This window comes from Pseudomonas sp. ASL7, from assembly GCF_056680375.1.
Map to the genome: position 1 here is coordinate 2,770,334 of NZ_CM155279.1, position 17,992 is coordinate 2,788,325.

14 protein-coding genes and 5 tRNA genes are annotated in these 17,992 nt (G+C 59.2%); 7 read left to right on the plus strand and 12 right to left on the minus strand.

Annotation, left to right across the window (positions count from 1 at the left end; all coding sequences use genetic code 11):
- Positions 1-18: 18 nt before the first annotated feature.
- Positions 19-909: a LysR family transcriptional regulator gene (locus AC1MDT_RS12740; protein ID WP_480422331.1), complete on the plus strand. Its 891-nt coding sequence runs from the start codon at positions 19-21 to the stop codon at positions 907-909.
- A 67-nt stretch (positions 910-976) separates the two neighbouring features.
- Positions 977-4,255, plus strand: coding sequence for an EAL domain-containing protein (locus AC1MDT_RS12745; RefSeq protein ID WP_480422332.1), 3,279 nt, complete (start codon positions 977-979; stop codon positions 4,253-4,255).
- A 165-nt stretch (positions 4,256-4,420) separates the two neighbouring features.
- Here the strand turns inward: AC1MDT_RS12745 and AC1MDT_RS12750 are convergent, their stop codons facing one another.
- From AC1MDT_RS12750 to gltX, 10 genes are all read right to left on the minus strand, one after another.
- Positions 4,421-4,867: an Hsp20 family protein gene (locus AC1MDT_RS12750; protein ID WP_480422333.1), complete on the minus strand. Its 447-nt coding sequence runs from the start codon at positions 4,865-4,867 to the stop codon at positions 4,421-4,423.
- 119 nt (positions 4,868-4,986) lie between these two features.
- On the minus strand, positions 4,987-5,946 hold the full coding sequence (locus AC1MDT_RS12755; RefSeq protein WP_480422334.1) for a tRNA dihydrouridine synthase: 960 nt from the start codon (positions 5,944-5,946) through the stop codon (positions 4,987-4,989).
- 152 nt (positions 5,947-6,098) lie between these two features.
- Positions 6,099-6,548: an acyl-CoA thioesterase gene (locus AC1MDT_RS12760; RefSeq protein WP_480422335.1), complete on the minus strand. Its 450-nt coding sequence runs from the start codon at positions 6,546-6,548 to the stop codon at positions 6,099-6,101.
- Positions 6,549-6,596: 48 nt separating this feature from the next.
- The gene (locus tag AC1MDT_RS12765) at positions 6,597-7,430 is read right to left on the minus strand and encodes an alpha/beta fold hydrolase (protein ID WP_480422336.1); all 834 of its coding nucleotides are present in this window, start codon (positions 7,428-7,430) and stop codon (positions 6,597-6,599) included.
- 31 nt (positions 7,431-7,461) lie between these two features.
- Entirely contained in the window at positions 7,462-8,001 is a 540-nt protein-coding gene (locus tag AC1MDT_RS12770; protein ID WP_480422337.1) for a TetR/AcrR family transcriptional regulator, read from the minus strand.
- A gap of 180 nt (positions 8,002-8,181) precedes the next feature.
- Positions 8,182-8,257 (minus strand) — tRNA-Glu (locus AC1MDT_RS12775).
- An 80-nt stretch (positions 8,258-8,337) separates the two neighbouring features.
- Positions 8,338-8,413 (minus strand) — tRNA-Ala (locus tag AC1MDT_RS12780).
- A gap of 53 nt (positions 8,414-8,466) precedes the next feature.
- Positions 8,467-8,542 (minus strand) — tRNA-Glu (locus AC1MDT_RS12785).
- A 79-nt stretch (positions 8,543-8,621) separates the two neighbouring features.
- Positions 8,622-8,697 (minus strand) — tRNA-Ala (locus AC1MDT_RS12790).
- A gap of 284 nt (positions 8,698-8,981) precedes the next feature.
- Positions 8,982-10,463: a glutamate--tRNA ligase gene (gene gltX / locus AC1MDT_RS12795; protein WP_140679650.1), complete on the minus strand. Its 1,482-nt coding sequence runs from the start codon at positions 10,461-10,463 to the stop codon at positions 8,982-8,984.
- A 220-nt stretch (positions 10,464-10,683) separates the two neighbouring features.
- On the opposite strand from gltX, the gene AC1MDT_RS12800 reads away from it, so the two are divergent.
- Positions 10,684-11,733 carry an HlyD family secretion protein gene (locus AC1MDT_RS12800; RefSeq protein ID WP_480422338.1) on the plus strand — a complete coding sequence of 350 codons (1,050 nt, stop codon included), beginning with the start codon at positions 10,684-10,686 and terminating at the stop codon, positions 11,731-11,733.
- Positions 11,723-13,273 (plus strand): MDR family MFS transporter, encoded by a 1,551-nt coding sequence (locus tag AC1MDT_RS12805; RefSeq protein WP_480422339.1) that lies wholly within the window; start codon positions 11,723-11,725, stop codon positions 13,271-13,273. Before AC1MDT_RS12800 ends, AC1MDT_RS12805 begins: the two co-directional genes overlap by 11 nt.
- A 110-nt stretch (positions 13,274-13,383) precedes the next feature.
- Here AC1MDT_RS12805 and uvrB read toward each other — a convergent pair whose 3' ends face one another.
- On the minus strand, positions 13,384-15,399 hold the full coding sequence (gene uvrB, locus AC1MDT_RS12810; protein ID WP_480422340.1) for an excinuclease ABC subunit UvrB: 2,016 nt from the start codon (positions 15,397-15,399) through the stop codon (positions 13,384-13,386).
- Positions 15,400-15,736: 337 nt separating this feature from the next.
- Here uvrB and AC1MDT_RS12815 point away from each other — a divergent pair, with 337 nt between their 5' ends.
- Together AC1MDT_RS12815 and AC1MDT_RS12820 are read left to right on the plus strand one after the other, a co-directional pair.
- Positions 15,737-16,933: an amino acid aminotransferase gene (locus AC1MDT_RS12815; RefSeq protein WP_480422341.1), complete on the plus strand. Its 1,197-nt coding sequence runs from the start codon at positions 15,737-15,739 to the stop codon at positions 16,931-16,933.
- Between the two features lie 238 nt (positions 16,934-17,171).
- Positions 17,172-17,372: a hypothetical protein gene (locus AC1MDT_RS12820; protein WP_480422342.1), complete on the plus strand. Its 201-nt coding sequence runs from the start codon at positions 17,172-17,174 to the stop codon at positions 17,370-17,372.
- On the opposite strand, the gene AC1MDT_RS12825 is transcribed toward AC1MDT_RS12820, so the two are convergent.
- A complete protein-coding gene (locus tag AC1MDT_RS12825) occupies positions 17,369-17,599 on the minus strand; it encodes a hypothetical protein (RefSeq protein WP_008007186.1) in 231 nt (76 codons plus the stop codon). The genes AC1MDT_RS12820 and AC1MDT_RS12825 overlap by 4 nt on opposite strands.
- 227 nt (positions 17,600-17,826) lie before the next feature.
- Between AC1MDT_RS12825 and AC1MDT_RS12830 the strand changes: the two genes are divergently transcribed.
- A tRNA-Asn gene (locus AC1MDT_RS12830) sits at positions 17,827-17,902 on the plus strand.
- The last annotated feature ends 90 nt before the right edge of the window (positions 17,903-17,992 follow it).

A 17,992-nucleotide genomic window follows, 5' to 3' on the forward strand; every position in this document is an offset into this window, starting at 1 on the left:
ACCAACTGGAATACAACTGTGGACCTGGCCAACCTCAACGCTTTTATCGCGATTGCCGAGACCGGGAGCTTCTCCGGCGCTGGCGAACGGCTGCACCTGACCCAGCCGGCCATCAGCAAACGTATCGCCGGGCTTGAACAACAATTGAAGGTACGGCTGTTTGACCGATTGGGCCGAGAAGTGAGCCTGACCGAGGCGGGTCGCGCCTTGCTGCCGCGGGCCTATCAGATTCTGAACGTGCTGGATGACACCCGCCGCGCCCTGACCAACCTCACCGGTGAAGTGACTGGCCGCCTGACCCTGGCCACCAGTCACCATATCGGCCTGCATCGCTTGCCGCCCTTACTACGGGAGTTCACCCGGCGTTACCCACAGGTAGCGCTGGATATTCAGTTCCTCGATTCGGAAGTGGCCTACGAAGAAATTCTCCACGGCCGCGCCGAACTGGCGGTGATTACCCTGGCGCCGGAACCCCATACGCTGGTCAAGGCCACGCCGGTGTGGGACGACCCGCTGGATTTTGTGGTTGCCCCCGAGCATTCGCTGATCAGCAACGGGGCGGTCAGCCTGGCAGATATCGCCCTGCACCCGGCAGTTTTCCCCGGAGGCAACACCTTCACCCACCACATCGTCCAGCGACTGTTCGAAGCTCAGGGCCTGACGCCGAACATCGCCATGAGCACTAATTATCTGGAAACCATCAAAATGATGGTCTCGATCGGTTTGGCCTGGAGCGTATTACCGCGCACCATGCTCGACGATCAGGTTGCGCGAATACCTTTGCCGGGCATACAACTCACTCGCCAGCTAGGCTATATCCTGCACACAGAACGGACACTGTCGAATGCGGCACGGGCCTTTATGGCCCTGCTGGATGCACAAATCGATCTGCCAGGGAAACGAGGCTAAGGTGTGCTACTGCTATTAGAGCCGCGAAACCCTGTGCTTAACGCCCCTTTGCGCCCAAGGCTTGCCAATGCCGAAATCTGTTGATCGTATTCCGCCGATGCCGCATATACAGGCGCTTGACCCGAAACGGTCCGAGCAAAGCTGGGAAAGCGCGCCGCAATTGCTCGCCGCCCTCAACGGTGCACGTTTGGGTGCGTGGTACTGGGACATCGAACGTGGACAGATCAGCTGGTCCCGGGGCACCCAGGCGCTGTTCGGTTTCGATCCCCGGCAACCAATGCCGGCCGATCTGGAATACCTCGATTTGGTGCCCCCGGAGGATCGAGCGAAGACCGTTCGCGCCTTCCACGCCGTGATGGCCGGCGCGCCGCTGGAACAGGCGATGCACCACCGTATCCGTTGGCCCGACGGCAGCCTGCACTGGCTGGAGATCAACGGCAGTCTGCTGCCGGACAAACACGGTCGGCCCAGAATGATCGGCGTGATCCGCGAAATCACCCACCAGCGCCAGCGTGAACAAGCACTGACCAGCTCGGAAAAACGCTTCGCGACGCTGTTTCACCTGTGCCCGAACATGGTGCTACTGACCCGCCAGGAAGATGGCCTGATCTCCGAGGCCAACCAGTATTTCGAAAGCTTGTTCGGCTGGCCGGTGCAGGATGCCATTGGTCGTACCACCCTTGAACTGGGCCTGTGGGTGCACCCGGACCAACGAGAGAAACTGGTCAAGGCCACCAAGGCCAAAGGCGAACTGATCAGCATGGAGGTGCAGTTTCGCGCCAGCAATGGCCAGATTCACGACGGCATCCTCAGCGCGCAAAAGGTCGAGCTCGAGGGCCAGCCTTATCTGCTGAGTACCTTCCTCGATACCACCGAACGCAAAGCCGCCGAACAAGCCCTCAAAGACAGCCAGGAGCGTCTCGACCTGGCCCTGGATTCGGCGCAACTCGGCACTTGGGACTGGCACATTCCCAGCGGCATGCTTTACGGTTCGGCACGCGCGGCCCAGTTGCACGGACTGGAGGCCAAACCCTTCCATGAATCCTTCGACGAGTTTTTCGAAGGCGTGCCCGTCGAAGAACGCGGCACCATGCGCGACGCCTACCGCAGCCTGCGCGAGGGCCCGGCCGGCAACTATCAACTGACCTACCGCGTGCAGTTGCCGGACGGCAGTTCGTGCTACCTGGAAAGCCGTGCCCGCCTCTATCGCGATGAAAAAGGCCTCCCGCTGCGCATGGCGGGCACCTTGCTTGACATCACCGATCAGGTAGAACGCGAAGAGCGACTGGTGGCGTCAGAAGAGAAGTTCGCCACGCTGTTCCAGGTCAGTCCGGACCCGATCTGCGTGACTCGCCAGGACTCAGGCCAGTTTATCGAGATCAATTCCAGCTTCACGCAAACGTTCGGCTGGAGCGCCACCGACGTGATTGGCCATAGTGCCGATGAAATCGGTCTGTGGGATACCTCGGCGGAAAGCCTGCAACGGATCGAACAAGTCATCCGCGAACAGGGCCTGAGTAATGTCGCGATCCAGGCTCGGCACAAAGACGGACAGTCCCTGACCTGCGTGATTTCGAGCCGTCAGATCAGCGTCGGCGACCAACCGTGCATCGTCACCACCTTGCGCGACATCACCCAACAGCAACGTTCGGAAGCGGCGCTCAAGGCCAGCGAAGAGAAGTTCGCCAAGGCGTTCCACTCCAGCCCTGACGCGATCACCATCACCGAGCGCGACACCGGGCGTTATCTGGAGGTCAATGACGGCTTCTGCCGCCTGACGGGTTACCGCGCCGATGAAGTCATTGGCCGTACGGTGTACCAGGTCGGCATCTGGGCCGAAGAGAAACAACGCTCGGCGCTGCTGGCCGAGCTACAGATCAAGGGCCGGGTGCATCATCTGGAAATGCTCGGGCGCAATAAACGCGGTGACATCCTGACCGTTGAAGTCTCGGTTGAACCCATCACTCTGAATGAAACGGCTTGCCTGCTGCTGACCGCACGAGACGTCAGCCTGCTGAAAAACGCCGAGGCGCAGATCCGCCACCTTGCCTATCACGACCCACTGACCAACCTGCCCAACCGCGCACTCCTGATGGATCGCCTGAGCCAGCAGATCGCCCTGCTCAAGCGCCACAACCTGCGTGGCGCCTTGCTGTTTCTCGATCTCGATCACTTCAAGCACATCAATGATTCGCTGGGTCATCCGGTTGGCGATACCGTACTGAAAATCATCACCGCGCGGCTTGAGGCCAGCGTGCGCATGGAAGACACCGTGGCGCGGCTGGGCGGTGATGAGTTCGTCGTACTGCTGAGTGGCCTGGAAGGTTCGCGCAACGAAGTCAGCGCAAAGGTTCGGGAATTGGCGGACACCTTGCGCGAACTGCTGTCTGAGCCGATGTTCCTGGATGGGCAACGCCTGCAAGTGACGCCGAGCATCGGCATTGCGCTGATTCCCGATCACGGCTCCACGCCCACCGACCTGCTCAAACGCGCCGATATCGCCCTCTACCGGGCCAAGGATTCGGGTCGCAATACCACGCAGATGTACCACAACACCATGCAGAAGGCCGCCAGCGAACGCCTGCGCATGGAAACCGACCTGCGCCTGGCGCTTTCACGGGGCGAGTTTCGCGTGCATTACCAACCTCAGGTGGATGCCCGTAACAATCGCATCGTCGGCGCCGAAGCGCTGGTGCGCTGGAACCATCCGGAGCTCGGCGCACAATCGCCGACTGAGTTCATCAAGGTTCTGGAAGACAGCGGGCTGATTCTGGAGGTCGGCACCTGGATCGTCGATGAAGTCTGCGGGGCGTTCAAACAATTGATGATGCAGGGTTTGATAGACCCACTCAACTTCAGCCTGTGCGTCAACATCAGCCCACGACAGTTCCGTCAGAACGACTTCGTCGAACGCATCGAACACAGCCTCGCCAGCCACGGCCTTCCCTGCTCGTTGCTGAAACTGGAAATCACCGAAGGCATCGTCATCCAGAACCTGGAAGACACCATCAACAAAATGCGCCGGCTGAAAAAACTCGGTGTGAGCTTTGCCATGGACGACTTCGGCACCGGTTATTCCTCGCTGACCTACCTCAAGCGCCTGCCGGTCGATACGTTGAAAATCGATCAGTCGTTCATCCGCGATGCCACCACCGACCCTAACGATGCAGAGATCATCCGCGCCATCGTCGCCATGGCTCGCAGTCTGGAATTGAAAGTGATCGCCGAAGGTGTTGAGACGCCTGAGCAGCTTGAGTTTTTGCTGGGGCTGGGCTGCCATTTTTACCAAGGGTATTTACACAGTCAGCCGCTGCCGGTGGCGGAGTTTCTGAAACTCCTGAAATAACACGTCCTGTGTAGGAGCGAGCTCGCTCGCGATGGACTCAAGAGCGGCGCGTCTATTCAAAAAATACGCGTTATCGTTAACGTCCTTCGCGAGCGAGCTCGCTCCTACAAAGGGCAAGGGGTACAAAAAAAGGGCGCCAATGGCGCCCTTTTTTACTGCTCTGCCTTAGTGCTGCAGAGCCGGTTTCTGCGTCCCGGTGATCGGGATGCGTTTGGCTTTCGCCTCTTCCGGAACCACACGCAGCAGGTCGATGCTCAACAGACCGTTGCGCAGGTCGGCGGCCTTGATCTCGATGTGATCGGCCAGGCGGAACGACAGTTTGAACGCACGCTGGGCGATGCCTTGATGCAGGAAAGTCACGCCTTCAGTCGCGTCGCGTTTACCGCCACTGATGGTCAGCACGCCCTTCTCGACCTGCAGCTCCAGGTCTTCTTCCTGGAAACCGGCCGCCGCTACGACGATACGGTATTGATCTTCGCCGTGCTTTTCGACGTTGTAAGGTGGGTAGGTGCTGCCTGGTTCGTTGCGCAGGGCGGTTTCGAACAGGTCGTTGAAACGGTCGAAGCCTACCGAGGAACGGAACAGTGGGGCCAGGGAAAATGCAGTACTCATGGTTCAAATCTCCTGAAAACAATCAGCAAGTTTTTTGTCTCCGCGACCCGAATTCGGCATCGCGTAATCCTTAGATAGGGACCGCCGATTACTTTTCAAGAGATTATTTGCAGATTTTTTCAGGCCGCTTCGGATACCTGCAGACCCAGTAACCGCGAGACATGATCCAGTTCTGTTTCACGGCGCAGCACCGTAAACAGCTCGACCGCTTCGGGATAATTACGGGTCAGCATTGCCAGCCATTGCTTCAAGCGACCCGGCGATTGGCGTGGCGTCATTTGCGCCTTGGCTTGCAGCCAGAAGTCCTGAATCAGCGGCAACAACTCGGCCCAGCTCATTTCAACAACCTCCTCACCGGCCCGCGCCGCTGCGATTTGCCGCGCCAGGTCCGGACGCGAGACAAGACCGCGACCGAGCATGATGTCTTCCACGCCGCTGATTTCGCGGCAACGGCGCCAGTCTTCGACGCTCCAGATGTCGCCATTGGCGAACACCGGCACCTTGACCACATCCTGCACCCGGGGAATCCATTCCCAATGGGCTGGCGGCTTGTAGCCATCAGTCTTGGTTCGCGCATGCACCACAATGTGCGCAGCGCCGCCTTCGGCCAGGGCCGTGGCGCACACCAGCGCACCGTCCGGGCTGTCGAAACCCAGGCGCATCTTGGCGGTAACTGGAATGTGCGCAGGAACGGCGCGACGGACATGCTCGACAATCTGGTTCAGCAGCTCAGGCTCTTTGAGCAGCACTGCACCGCCACGGGACTTGTTCACGGTCTTGGCCGGGCAGCCGAAGTTCAGGTCGATCACCTCGGAGCCCAATTCGCAAGCGAGCGCGGCATTTTCCGCCAGGCACACCGGATCGGAGCCAAGCAGCTGCACTCGCAGCGGCACGCCTGCGGCTGTGCGCGCACCGTTCAGCAATTCAGGACCGAACTTGTGGAAATAGGCAGGCGTGAGCAGTTGGTCGTTGATCCGGACGAACTCGGTCACGCACCAATCGATACCGCCCACACGGGTCAGCACGTCCCGCAGGATGTTGTCGACCAACCCCTCCATGGGTGCCAAAGCAATTTGCATGAAAAACACACTCGACGAAAAACGTGCGGCAGTTTACTGGATTGCGCGGAAAATCGCAGATCCCTTGCAGGAGCGAGCTTGCTCGCGATGATGTGTCAGCTGCATTGATGTCGACTGACACTCCATCGCGAGCAAGCTCGCTCCTACATTGATTAGATTTTGGTTGTATCCAACATCTGCAGTGCCGGGCCATACCCCTCGATGAATTCGGCCGGCATGCGCTTGGGTTTGCCGGTGGACAGCTCGATGCAGACGAAGGTGGTTTGCGCACGCAACAACGTGGTGTTGTCGCTCGGGCGCTTCAACTGGAAGTGACGGGTCATTTTCAGGCGCTGGTCCCAATCGACGATCCAGGTCGCCAATTGCAGCTCGTCGCCTTCATACGCGGCGGCCACGTAATCGATCTCGTGCCGTACCACCGCCATCGCCCGGTCCAGCCGGCGATATTCGACCAGGTCCAGACCAAGCCGTTGCGAGTGGCGCCAGGCGCAACGTTCGAGCCAGGTCACATACACCGCGTTATTCGCGTGACCCAGCCCGTCGATGTCCTCGGCGCCTACTTCCAGATCAATGATAAATGGCGTTGCCCGATCCCAGCCCATGCCCCACTCCCGGTCAGATAAATTCGACCGGGGCAGTGTAACGGATGCTCAGGCCGATTGGCGCGATTGCAGGCTGCGACCGGCCAGCAGTGATAGCACGCCATCAATCACCCGAGGGTCGGCGAGCACCCGCTGATGACCACCTTCTTCCAGGCGCAACAGGCGGCTGTCGAACCAGGATTCGTGGATCAACCGGGACTCATTGACCGGAACGTAGCCGTCATCTTCGGCATGGACGATCAGCCCCGGCATGTCGAGCTGATAGTGCGCAACGTCCAGCGTCGCGGCGCGCATGCCGACGTCTTTCTCGACCTGACGAATGAATGCCGAACGAGCTTTCGGCGGCAGCCGCACATGGCGGGCGAAACCGCGCAGCACACCGAGAATTCGCGCCGGCGCAGCGATTGTTACCAGGGTTTCGGTGCGCAAGCCCAGCTGGACCGCAAGCATGGCACTGGCGCCGCCCATGGAGTGACCGATGACGGCTTGCAGCGGCGGCAACTCGGCGGCGGCCTCAAGCATCGCTCGGGCGAACAGCACCACATTTGCCTCGCGGCCAGGAGAACGACCATGAGCCGGCCCGTCCAGAGCAACCACGGTGTAACCGGCATCGATCAGCGCGGTGATGAGGCTGGCAAATTGCGTCGGCCGACCTTCCCAGCCATGCATCAGCAATACCGCCGGGCCTTGCCCCCAGCGCAACGCCGAGAGCCCGAAGCGTAAAGTGATTCGTTCGGACGTTGCCAGCAGCGGCAATTCCCAATCACGCGGCGGCAGTTCCCGCGGCGTCATGAACGCCAGTCGCATTTTGCTCGCGACCAATGTCGGTGCAAACCAGCCTAAGGTGCCATTAATGCCACGAACCCACTTCAAGGTGCTCATCGCTCTCACTCCTCAGGCCATTGCCTTCAGGTCATAGCACCGCCGATTTGGCGGCACGCAGCAATCGATCGGACAACTCTCCTGGCCCCAGCGCCCGTGCCAGAGCCAGACCACCGACCATCAAGGCCATGTCGGCCAAGGCTTTGTCGGTGTCTTCCGGGCTGGCCGCCAACTGCGCGACCATCAACTCCACGTGCTCATTCAATGCCACACGAAACTCGTCCGGCAGACGACCCAACTCCCCGACAGACGCCGGGATGGGGCACGCTGACTCAGAGGAGTCACGGTGCTTGCGCGACAGATAGAACGCAGCGACGAGAGCGCGACGCTCTTCACCGGTCAACTCGGCATCCATGTCGGCGATCGAGCCACGACGCTGACCCAGCAGTTGCTTGAACGCTTCCAACATCATCGCGTCCTTACTGTCGAAGTGCGCATAGAAGCCGCCGACGGTCAGGCCAGCTGCGCCCATCACTTCGCCCACGCTCGGTTCGGCCGGGCCGCGCTGAATCAGTGCAGCGCTGGCAGCCTTGAGGATGCGTTCGCGGGTTTGAGCTTTTTTATCGTTCATCGTTGCCTCCGAATATTACGACTAGAATATTATTCGCATAATAATTTTCTGCAAGTCGTGAATGTGACCGCTGGTCTGAAGAACAGTTTGAAAGAGGGGGGGTTGGCCAAACGCCAGACAAACAAAAGGGCCATTCAATAATTGAATGACCCTTATAAAATCCCGCAGAGCGGGTAATCGTGGCGTCCCCTAGGGGACTCGAACCCCTGTTACCGCCGTGAAAGGGCGGTGTCCTAGGCCACTAGACGAAGGGGACGCAAAACCTTCTATACAACTGATCAGTGCTGAGAGCTGATCGATTCAAGGCCGGTGTGGCCAGACCTTGAACTGTAAAATTGGTGGAGCTAGACGGGATCGAACCGTCGACCTCTTGCATGCCATGCAAGCGCTCTCCCAGCTGAGCTATAGCCCCGGATTTTTCGCCTCGCGGCGGAGCGACGTCTTGCAACATCGCTTCTGTAAAACTGGCGTCCCCTAGGGGACTCGAACCCCTGTTACCGCCGTGAAAGGGCGGTGTCCTAGGCCACTAGACGAAGGGGACGCAAACCCTTCTATACAACTGATCAACGCTGAGTGTTGATCGCTTCAAGACCGGTGTGGCCAGGCCTTGAAGTGTAAATTGGTGGAGCTAGACGGGATCGAACCGTCGACCTCTTGCATGCCATGCAAGCGCTCTCCCAGCTGAGCTATAGCCCCTCATCGCTGAGGACGGGGCGAATCTTAATGGCGCATCGGTAAGCTGTCAAACTTATTTTCAACAATTTTCAAAATTTTTTGTCGCCATAACAATCACTTACCGCCCTCCCCCGTAAATTCGGGGTGTATCCGTTCCTGTAGCAGCTGCCGCAGGCTGCGTTCGAGTGCGTAGCGCTCGCTCCAACGGACGCCTTACCCTTTCAGGCAGATTGGGTAATTGCCCTAAAGGGCTGCTTCGCAGCCCAACGCAGCCTACGGCATCTGCTACAAGAGATCGGCGTGGATCAGGCGATGTTGCCCAGGAGTTTTTCCCACTCCTTGTTTTCCTTCTTCGACACACCGCCCAGCAGGTCGATGGCCTGGCGCAGGCGGAAACGGGTCAGGTCCGGACCGAGGATTTCCATCGCATCAAGCACCGACACCGAACTGGCCTGGCCAGTGATCGCAGCGAACATCAGCGGCATGGCGTCACGCAACTTCAGTTCCAGGGACTCGACTACCGCCTGAATCGTCGCAGTAATGCTGTCCTTCTCCCACTGACGCAGGCTTTCGAGCTTCCACAGGATCAACTGCATCAACTGACGAACCTGGTCGCCCGACAGTTTTTTCGATTCAAACAGCTTGGCATCCGGGTTCACACCACCGGCGAAGAAGAATCCGGCCAGCGGTGCAACCTGACTGAAGGTTTCAACCCGACCCTGTACGTGCGGTGCGATCTTCATCATGTACTCAGGGTTCAGCGCCCACGTCTGCAAGCGAGAGGCGAACTCTTCCACCGGCAGATCACGCAGCCACTGGCCGTTGAGCCACGACAGCTTCTCGATGTCGAAAATCGGCCCGCCGAGGGAGACACGGCTCAGGTCGAAATTGTCGACCATTTCCTGCAGTGAAAATTTCTCACGCTCGTCCGGCATCGACCAGCCCATGCGCCCCAGGTAGTTGAGCATCGCTTCCGGCATGAAACCCATGCGTTCATAGAACGTCACCGAGGTCGGGTTCTTGCGCTTGGACAGCTTGCTCTTGTCCGGATTACGCAGCAGCGGCATGTAGCACAGCTCAGGCTGCTCCCAACCGAAGTACTCGTAAAGCAGGATCAGTTTCGGTGCCGAAGGCAGCCACTCCTCACCGCGCAATACGTGGGTGATGCCCATCAAGTGGTCATCGACCACGTTGGCCAGGAAGTACGTCGGCAGGCCGTCGGTCTTCATCAACACTTGCATGTCCATGCGATCCCACGGGATCTCAACGTCGCCACGCAGCATGTCAGGCACCACGCAAACACCTTCGCTCGGCACTTTCATGCGGATGACGTGCGGCTCGCCAGCGGCCAGACGACGATCAACTTCTTCTTTCGACAGCAGCAGCGCACGACCGTCGTAACGCGGGGTTTCGCCGCGAGCCATTTGCTCGGCGCGCATTTGGTCGAGTTCTTCGGCAGTGCAGAAACACGGGAACGCATGGCCCATTTCTACCAGCTGCTGGCAGTATTTCTGATAGATGTCGCCGCGCTCGCTTTGACGGTAAGGACCGTGCGGGCCACCGACGTCGGGGCCTTCGCTCCAGTCGATACCCAACCAGCGCAAGGCGTCGAAAATCTGCTGTTCAGACTCGCGGGTCGAACGCAATTGGTCGGTGTCTTCAATCCGCAGGATGAACTCACCGCCATGCTGCTTGGCAAAGCAATAGTTGAACAAAGCGATGTAAGCGGTACCTACGTGGGGGTCCCCGGTAGGCGATGGCGCGATGCGAGTGCGGACGGTGGTCATGGCAAGTCTCGAAATGAAGATAAAACAAAGGGCGAATGGTAACAGGCGATGCCCGCCCGGCTCCAGTGAACAGGGCATTTAAGCCAAGGTTGCGCCTACAACGCCTGTATGCGGCGGTGAATGGCCGAATATCAGCCAATGGCATTTACCGCTTATCGGCTGTATGCCAGATTCGCCTGCTGATAACTTTCCTTGCACTTTCTCGACTACAGTCTGCCCCATGCCTGCCCAACTCAAGCGTCGCCTGTTTATTTTCCTGTTGATCGTCCTGCTGATTGGCGGGGGCTTTTTTGCCCAGTGGTTCTTCAAGGGGCGGTTTTATGAAAGCACTGACAATGCTTATGTCCAGGGCGAGATCACCCGCGTGTCGAGTCAGTTGGGCGCACGCATCGAACAGGTGATGGTGCAGGACAACCAGCACGTCGAGAAAGGCCAGTTGCTGATCAAGCTCGAAGGCGATGACTTCCATCTCGCCGTCGACCGCGCCAACGCCACCCTCGCGACTCGTCAGGCCGAACGCCTTCAAGCCCAGAGCAAACTGACCCAGCAAGCCAGCCTGATCGCCGCCAGCGATGCGCAAGTGGCCTCCAGCCAGGCCAGCCTCGGCCGCTCGCAGATCGACTTGTCCCGCGCGCAAACCCTGCGCAAACCCGGTTACGTCTCGGAAGAGCGAGTCACCACCCTCTCCGCCGACAATCACATTGCCCGCTCTCAAGTGACCAAGGCCCAGGCGGACGCGCAAAGTCAGCGCCAGCAAGTCAACGCCCTGAGTGCCGAGATCAAACGCCTCGACGCCATGATCGCCAACGCGAAAACCGATCTGGCCCAGGCTGAACTGAACCTTACTCGCAGCGAAATCCACGCCCCCATCAGCGGCCTGATCGGTCAGCGCGCCGCCCGCGAAGGCCAATACGTACAGGCCGGCGCCTATTTGATGTCGATCGTTCCGGATCAGGACATCTGGGTTCAGGCAAATTTCAAGGAAACCCAGATTGGCCACATGCAGCCCGGCCAGAAAGCCGAGCTGACCTTTGACGCCTACAGCGACACGCCGATCGACGCGCGGGTCGACAGCCTGTTCGCCGCATCAGGTGCGCAGTTCAGCCTCTTGCCGCCGGACAATGCCACCGGCAACTTCACCAAAGTCGTACAAAGAATTCCGGTAAAGCTGACCTTCGCCGCGGACAATCCGCTGCACGGCAAAATCCGTCCGGGCATGTCGGTCACCGCGAAAGTGAACGTCAAAGACGCCCCTGACGATGGCCGGTGATCAACTGATCCGCCCGGTCGGCGAGCCGACCCGGCGGGACTGGATTGCCGTGATGAGTGTGATGCTCGGCGCATTCATGGCAGTGCTCGACATCCAGATCACCAATTCTTCGCTCAAGGACATTCAGGGCGCACTGTCAGCAACACTGGAAGAAGGCTCGTGGATTTCCACGTCTTATCTGGTCGCGGAAATCATCATGATTCCGCTGACGGCATGGCTGGTCCAGTTGCTTTCGGCACGACGCTTGGCGGTATGGGTGTCGCTCGGGTTTCTCGCGGCCTCCCTGCTCTGCTCCATGGCGTGGAGCCTGGAGAGCATGATTGTTTTCCGCGCCCTGCAGGGCTTCACCGGGGGCGCACTCATCCCGCTGGCGTTCACGCTGACGCTGATCAAACTCCCCGAGCACCATCGCGCCAAGGGCATGGCGATGTTTGCCATGACCGCGACGTTCGCGCCCTCCATCGGCCCGACCCTCGGCGGCTGGCTGACGGAAAACTGGGGCTGGCAATACATCTTCTACATCAACGTGCCGCCCGGCCTGATCATGATCGCCGGCCTGATGTATGGCCTGGAGAAGAAAGAAGCGCACTGGGAGTTACTGAAAAGCACCGACTACATGGGCATTCTCACCCTGGGCGTGGGCCTCGGCTGTTTACAGGTGTTCCTCGAGGAAGGCCATCGCAAGGACTGGCTGGAGTCGAACCTGATCGTGACCTTGGGCAGCATCGCGCTGATCAGCCTCATCACCTTTGTGATCGTGCAGTTCTCCAAGCCTAATCCGCTGATCAATCTGGGGATCCTGGGCAATCGCAACTTCGGCTTATCGAGCATTTCCAGTCTCGGGATGGGGGTCGGGCTGTACGGCTCGATCTATCTGTTACCGTTGTACCTGGCGCAGATCCAGAACTACAACGCCCTGCAGATCGGCGAAGTGATCATGTGGATGGGCGTGCCACAGCTGTTTTTGATTCCGCTGGTGCCGAAGTTGATGAAGGTAGTCTCGCCGAAATGGCTGTGCGCGCTGGGCTTCGGGCTGTTCGGGCTGGCAAGTTTTTCTTCGGGGGTGCTGAACCCGGACTTCGCCGGGCCACAGTTCAATCAGATCCAGCTCGTCCGGGCGCTGGGCCAGCCGCTGATCATGGTGACCATCTCGCTGATTGCCACGGCGTATATCCTGCCGCAGGACGCGGGGTCGGCATCGAGCCTGTTCAACATCCTGCGAAACCTCGGTGGCGCCATTGGCATCGCCCTCCTCGCCACGTTACTGGATGCGCGGACCAAGACCTACTTTGATTATTTGCGCGAATCCATCGTGCCCGGCAACTCGCAAGTGGCCGAGAGGATGGCGTCGCTGACGGATCAATTGGGCAGCGAGACGGCGGCGCTGGGCAAGCTCAGCGAGATTGCGCATCAGCAAGCATCGATCATGGCGTACAACGATGCGTTTCATTTTGTCGGGATTGCGCTGGGGATCAGCATGATTGCGGTGTTGTTGACCAAGAAGTTGCCGGCGGGGTTGAAAGCAGGGGAAGTACATTGAGACCGGCGCAGTACCTGTAGGAGCGAGCTCGCTCGCGAAAAACCCGAGAGCCCCGAGGGGCGTCAGGTTTGACGCGTTATCGTTGACGACCATCGCGAGCAAGCTCGCTCCTACACAGCGATCAACCGCTCCCGAAGCTTGGTGATCTCATCGCGCATTTGCGCTGCCGCTTCGAATTCCAGGTCGCGGGCGAGCTGGTACATCTTCTCTTCCAGCGCTTTGATGCGCTTGGCGACTTCCCCCGGTGAGCGCAGTTCGGCCTCGTACCTGGCGCTTTCCTCGGCAGCCTTGGCCATGCCCTTGCGCTTCTTGCTGCGCGAGCCTGGCACGGTAGCGCCTTCCATGATGTCGGCGACATCCTTGAACACACCCTTGGGCGTAATGCCGTTGGCCAGGTTGAACGCGATTTGCTTGTCGCGACGACGCTCGGTTTCGCCAATTGCCCGCTCCATGGAACCGGTGATGCGATCCGCATAAAGAATCGCCCGGCCATTGAGGTTGCGCGCCGCCCGGCCGATGGTCTGGATCAGCGAGCGCTCGGAACGCAGGAAGCCTTCCTTGTCCGCATCGAGAATCGCAACCAGGGACACTTCCGGCATGTCCAGGCCTTCACGCAGCAAGTTGATCCCCACCAGTACATCGAAAGTGCCCAGACGCAGATCGCGAATGATTTCGACCCGCTCGACCGTATCGATGTCCGAGTGCAGATAACGCACACGTACGCCATGGTCGGCCAGGTAATCGGTCAAGTCTTCGGACATACGCTTGGTCAGCGTGGTCACCAGCACCCGCTCTTCCAGCGCCACGCGCTTGCCGATTTCCGAGAGCAGATCATCGACCTGAGTCAGCGCCGGGCGAATTTCAATTTGCGGGTCTACCAGGCCCGTCGGGCGCACCAATTGCTCGACGACGCGACCGGCGTGTTCCGCCTCGTAATTGCCTGGCGTGGCCGAGACAAAAATCGTCTGCGGGCTGATGTTTTCGAACTCGTCGAAGCGCATTGGCCGGTTATCCAGCGCGGACGGCAGACGGAAGCCGTACTCCACCAGCGTTTCTTTACGCGAGCGGTCGCCCTTATACATGGCGCCGACCTGCGGCACGCTGACGTGAGACTCGTCGATCACCAGCAAGGCGTCGGCCGGCAGGTAGTCGAACAAGGTCGGCGGCGCCTCACCGGACGCACGGCCGGACAGGTAGCGCGAGTAGTTTTCGATACCGTTGCAGTAGCCCAGTTCGAGAATCATCTCCAGGTCGAAACGGGTGCGTTGCTCCAGGCGCTGGGCCTCAACCAGTTTATTGTTGGAGCGCAAGTATTCCAGGCGCTCCTGCAACTCGACCTTGATCCCTTCGATGGCACCCAGCAGGGTTTCTCGCGGGGTCACGTAGTGGCTTTTCGGATAGAACGTGAAGCGCGGCAGCTTGCGGATCACCTCGCCGGTCAACGGATCGAAGGCTGACAGGCTCTCGACTTCGTCATCGAACAGCTCAATGCGGATCGCTTCAAAATCGGATTCCGCCGGGTGGATATCAATCACATCGCCGCGCACGCGGAAGGTCGCACGGGCGAAATCCATATCGTTGCGTGTGTATTGCAAGTCGGCAAGACGACGCAGCAAAGCACGCTGGTCGAGTTTGTCGCCGCGATCCACGTGCAACACCATCTTCAAATAGGTTTCCGGGCTACCCAAACCGTAGATGCACGACACCGTGGTAACGATGATGGCGTCCTTGCGCTCCAGCAACGCTTTAGTCGCGGACAGACGCATCTGCTCGATGTGGTCGTTGATCGAGGCATCTTTCTCGATGAACGTGTCCGAGGACGGCACGTAGGCCTCGGGCTGGTAGTAGTCGTAGTAGGAAACGAAGTACTCAACGGCGTTGTTCGGGAAGAACGCCTTGAATTCGCCATACAACTGCGCGGCCAGCGTCTTGTTCGGCGCCAGCACCAGGGTCGGACGCTGCACCTGGGCGATCACGTTGGCGATGCTGAAGGTCTTGCCCGAGCCGGTCACACCGAGCAACGTCTGGTGCGCCAGCCCGGCTTCGATACCCTCGACCATCAGGCGGATGGCTTCCGGCTGATCGCCGGCGGGCTCGAAGCGGGTGACTAGCTGGAATTCAGACATGAACTACCTCTGGATCGCGCCAGCCTGGTCAAACCGGACAGGAACGAGAAAGACCGCAAACGACCGACGTCGCCCGAGGAAAAAACTGGATTGTGCTCAATGTGGCGCCGATTGCTGTCGCTTTCAAGGCAAACGTCCTACATCGCGTAAAGACTTCGACGTCGCCAATCGACTAACGGTCGAAAAATAATCGGAAAAACTTACTGTAAAAGCGGAATCGTCTGTCGCCATCAATCGCAGATGACCTCTATACTAGCTCCCCGTTTGTGCACCGCTCTAGTGCATTCGGCTGGAGCGCGACACGTCCCTCCACTCTCCATTCAGAGCTGCCGCAAAAATGAGCCTGTTCTCCGCTGTCGAAATGGCCCCACGCGACCCTATCCTGGGCGTCAACGAAGCATTCAATGCTGATACCCGTGCCAACAAGGTCAACCTGGGGGTCGGTGTTTACTGCAACGAGGAGGGGCGTATTCCACTCCTTCGCGCCGTTGTCGAAGCCGAGACGATTCGCGCCGCTCAACACGCTTCCCGTGGCTACCTGCCAATCGACGGCATCGCGGCCTACGACCAGGCCGTACAGAAACTGCTGTTCGGCAAAGACTCGCCGCTGATTGCTGCCGGCCGCGTCATCACCACCCAAGCCGTTGGCGGTACTGGCGCACTGAAAACAGGTGCTGACTTCCTCAAGCGACTGCTGCCAAACGCCGTCGTTGCGATCAGCGACCCGAGCTGGGAAAACCACCGCGCGCTGTTCGAAGCCGCCGGTTTCCCGGTGCAGAACTACCGTTACTATGACGCCGCGACCCACGACGTCAACCGCGCCGGCCTGCTGGAAGACCTGAACGCACTGCCGTCCAACTCGATCGTTGTGCTGCACGCCTGCTGCCACAACCCGACCGGCGTGGACCTGAGCCCGGCAGACTGGAAAAACGTGTTGGACGTCGTGAAAGCGAAGGGTCACGTGCCGTTCCTCGATATGGCCTACCAGGGCTTTGGCAATGGCATCGACGAAGACGCCGCTGCCGTGCGTCTGTTCGCTGAATCGGGCCTGCCTTTCTTCGTTTCCAGCTCGTTCTCTAAATCCTTCTCGCTGTACGGCGAGCGCGTTGGCGCCCTGTCGATCGTCAGCGAATCGAAAGAGGAAAGCGCGCGCGTCCTGTCGCAAGTCAAACGTGTGATCCGCACCAACTATTCCAACCCGCCCACCCACGGTGCGACTATCGTCGCCGCGGTACTGAACAGCCCGGAACTGCGCGCCCAGTGGGAAGAAGAACTGGCCGAAATGCGCTTGCGGATTCGCGGCATGCGCATCCAGATGGTCGACCTGCTGGCGAAAAACGCGCCCCAGCACGACTTCAGCTTCGTTGGTCGCCAGTGCGGCATGTTCTCCTACTCCGGCCTGACGGTTGAGCAAGTGACCCGCCTGCGCAACGAGTTCGGCATCTACGCCCTGGACACTGGCCGCATCTGCGTGGCTGCGTTGAACCAGAGCAACATTGATGTCGTGACCAACGCCATCGTTCAGGTGATCTGAGTCTCACGCGATACGAAAAACGGGAAGCCTTTGGGCTTCCCGTTTTTTATTTGCCTCAGATAATTCTCAACGCAACGACCGAGCGCTCTAGACTGCACACATATCCAAAAATGTGGGAGCGAGCCTGCTCGCGAAGGCGGCGGCACATTTAGCATCAATGTGACAGATAGACCGTTTTCGCGAGCAGGCTCGCTCCCACAGGTTTTGTGTACACCCGAGATTTCTTACGAGAACCCACATGAAAAACGATGACCTACGCGCCGACCGCGATGAGCAGGACCATTTCGTGCCCCGCACACCGGCCAAACGCGGTAACAACCTTGTGCTGCAAGTGGCGGCGGGCGTGTTCCTCGGCGGCCTGGCCTTGTGGCTGGTGCAACTGGGCGCAACGATGTTGTACGCCAAACTGATGCTCGCCACGGTGACGTTCGGCGGTTAAGCCAGTTCGGTCGCACGCTGGCTGGCAGCGTCGTCATAGGCGACATACAGCGATTCAGCCACCTGACTCTTGATCGCCTTGGTGCTTTCAAGACCGAGGACAAAACCTTCGGCCTTACCGCCCGCGCGGTTCAATTCGTCAGCGGTACTGGCTTGAGTGATGGCGTCGAACAGTTTCTCGGCGTGCGGGCCGACGCCCTTGGGCAGACTGATTTGTGCGATGCTCATGCGAACACCCCGTTGTGTTGAGGTGTGAGAGCTGGGTGATTCATGGCGCATACCTTTTCGGCGAATGGCCGGCAGCGCGTGTCACCACTTCCGGGCGGCCATGGTAGACCTCTGAGGCGATTCTGGTAACCGCCAATCACCGATAAACCACCGTCCGTCACTGCCAATCCGTCAAATTACCAACAGATGCTTGACTTCTCTTTTTGAATCAGTAACATACACGCCATTCCGCGATAGCTCAGTTGGTAGAGCAAGTGACTGTTAATCACTGGGTCCCTGGTTCGAGTCCAGGTCGTGGAGCCAGACAGAAGTACCGAAAAAGCCCCTGAATCGAAAGGTTCAGGGGCTTTTTTGTGGCTGTTTGTAGGAGCGAGCTTGCTCGCGATGGACTCA

Coding starts and splice junctions, on each gene's coding strand:
- AC1MDT_RS12745 (WP_480422332.1), top strand. CDS start 977: ATGCCGAAATCTGTTGATCGTATTCCGCCGATGCCGCATATACAGGCG.
- AC1MDT_RS12750 (WP_480422333.1), bottom strand. CDS start 4,867: ATGAGTACTGCATTTTCCCTGGCCCCACTGTTCCGTTCCTCGGTAGGC.
- AC1MDT_RS12755 (WP_480422334.1), bottom strand. CDS start 5,946: ATGCAAATTGCTTTGGCACCCATGGAGGGGTTGGTCGACAACATCCTG.
- AC1MDT_RS12760 (WP_480422335.1), bottom strand. CDS start 6,548: ATGGGCTGGGATCGGGCAACGCCATTTATCATTGATCTGGAAGTAGGC.
- AC1MDT_RS12765 (WP_480422336.1), bottom strand. CDS start 7,430: ATGAGCACCTTGAAGTGGGTTCGTGGCATTAATGGCACCTTAGGCTGG.
- AC1MDT_RS12770 (WP_480422337.1), bottom strand. CDS start 8,001: ATGAACGATAAAAAAGCTCAAACCCGCGAACGCATCCTCAAGGCTGCC.
- gltX (WP_140679650.1), bottom strand. CDS start 10,463: ATGACCACCGTCCGCACTCGCATCGCGCCATCGCCTACCGGGGACCCC.
- AC1MDT_RS12800 (WP_480422338.1), top strand. CDS start 10,684: ATGCCTGCCCAACTCAAGCGTCGCCTGTTTATTTTCCTGTTGATCGTC.
- AC1MDT_RS12805 (WP_480422339.1), top strand. CDS start 11,723: ATGGCCGGTGATCAACTGATCCGCCCGGTCGGCGAGCCGACCCGGCGG.
- uvrB (WP_480422340.1), bottom strand. CDS start 15,399: ATGTCTGAATTCCAGCTAGTCACCCGCTTCGAGCCCGCCGGCGATCAG.
- AC1MDT_RS12815 (WP_480422341.1), top strand. CDS start 15,737: ATGAGCCTGTTCTCCGCTGTCGAAATGGCCCCACGCGACCCTATCCTG.
- AC1MDT_RS12820 (WP_480422342.1), top strand. CDS start 17,172: ATGAAAAACGATGACCTACGCGCCGACCGCGATGAGCAGGACCATTTC.
- AC1MDT_RS12825 (WP_008007186.1), bottom strand. CDS start 17,599: ATGAGCATCGCACAAATCAGTCTGCCCAAGGGCGTCGGCCCGCACGCC.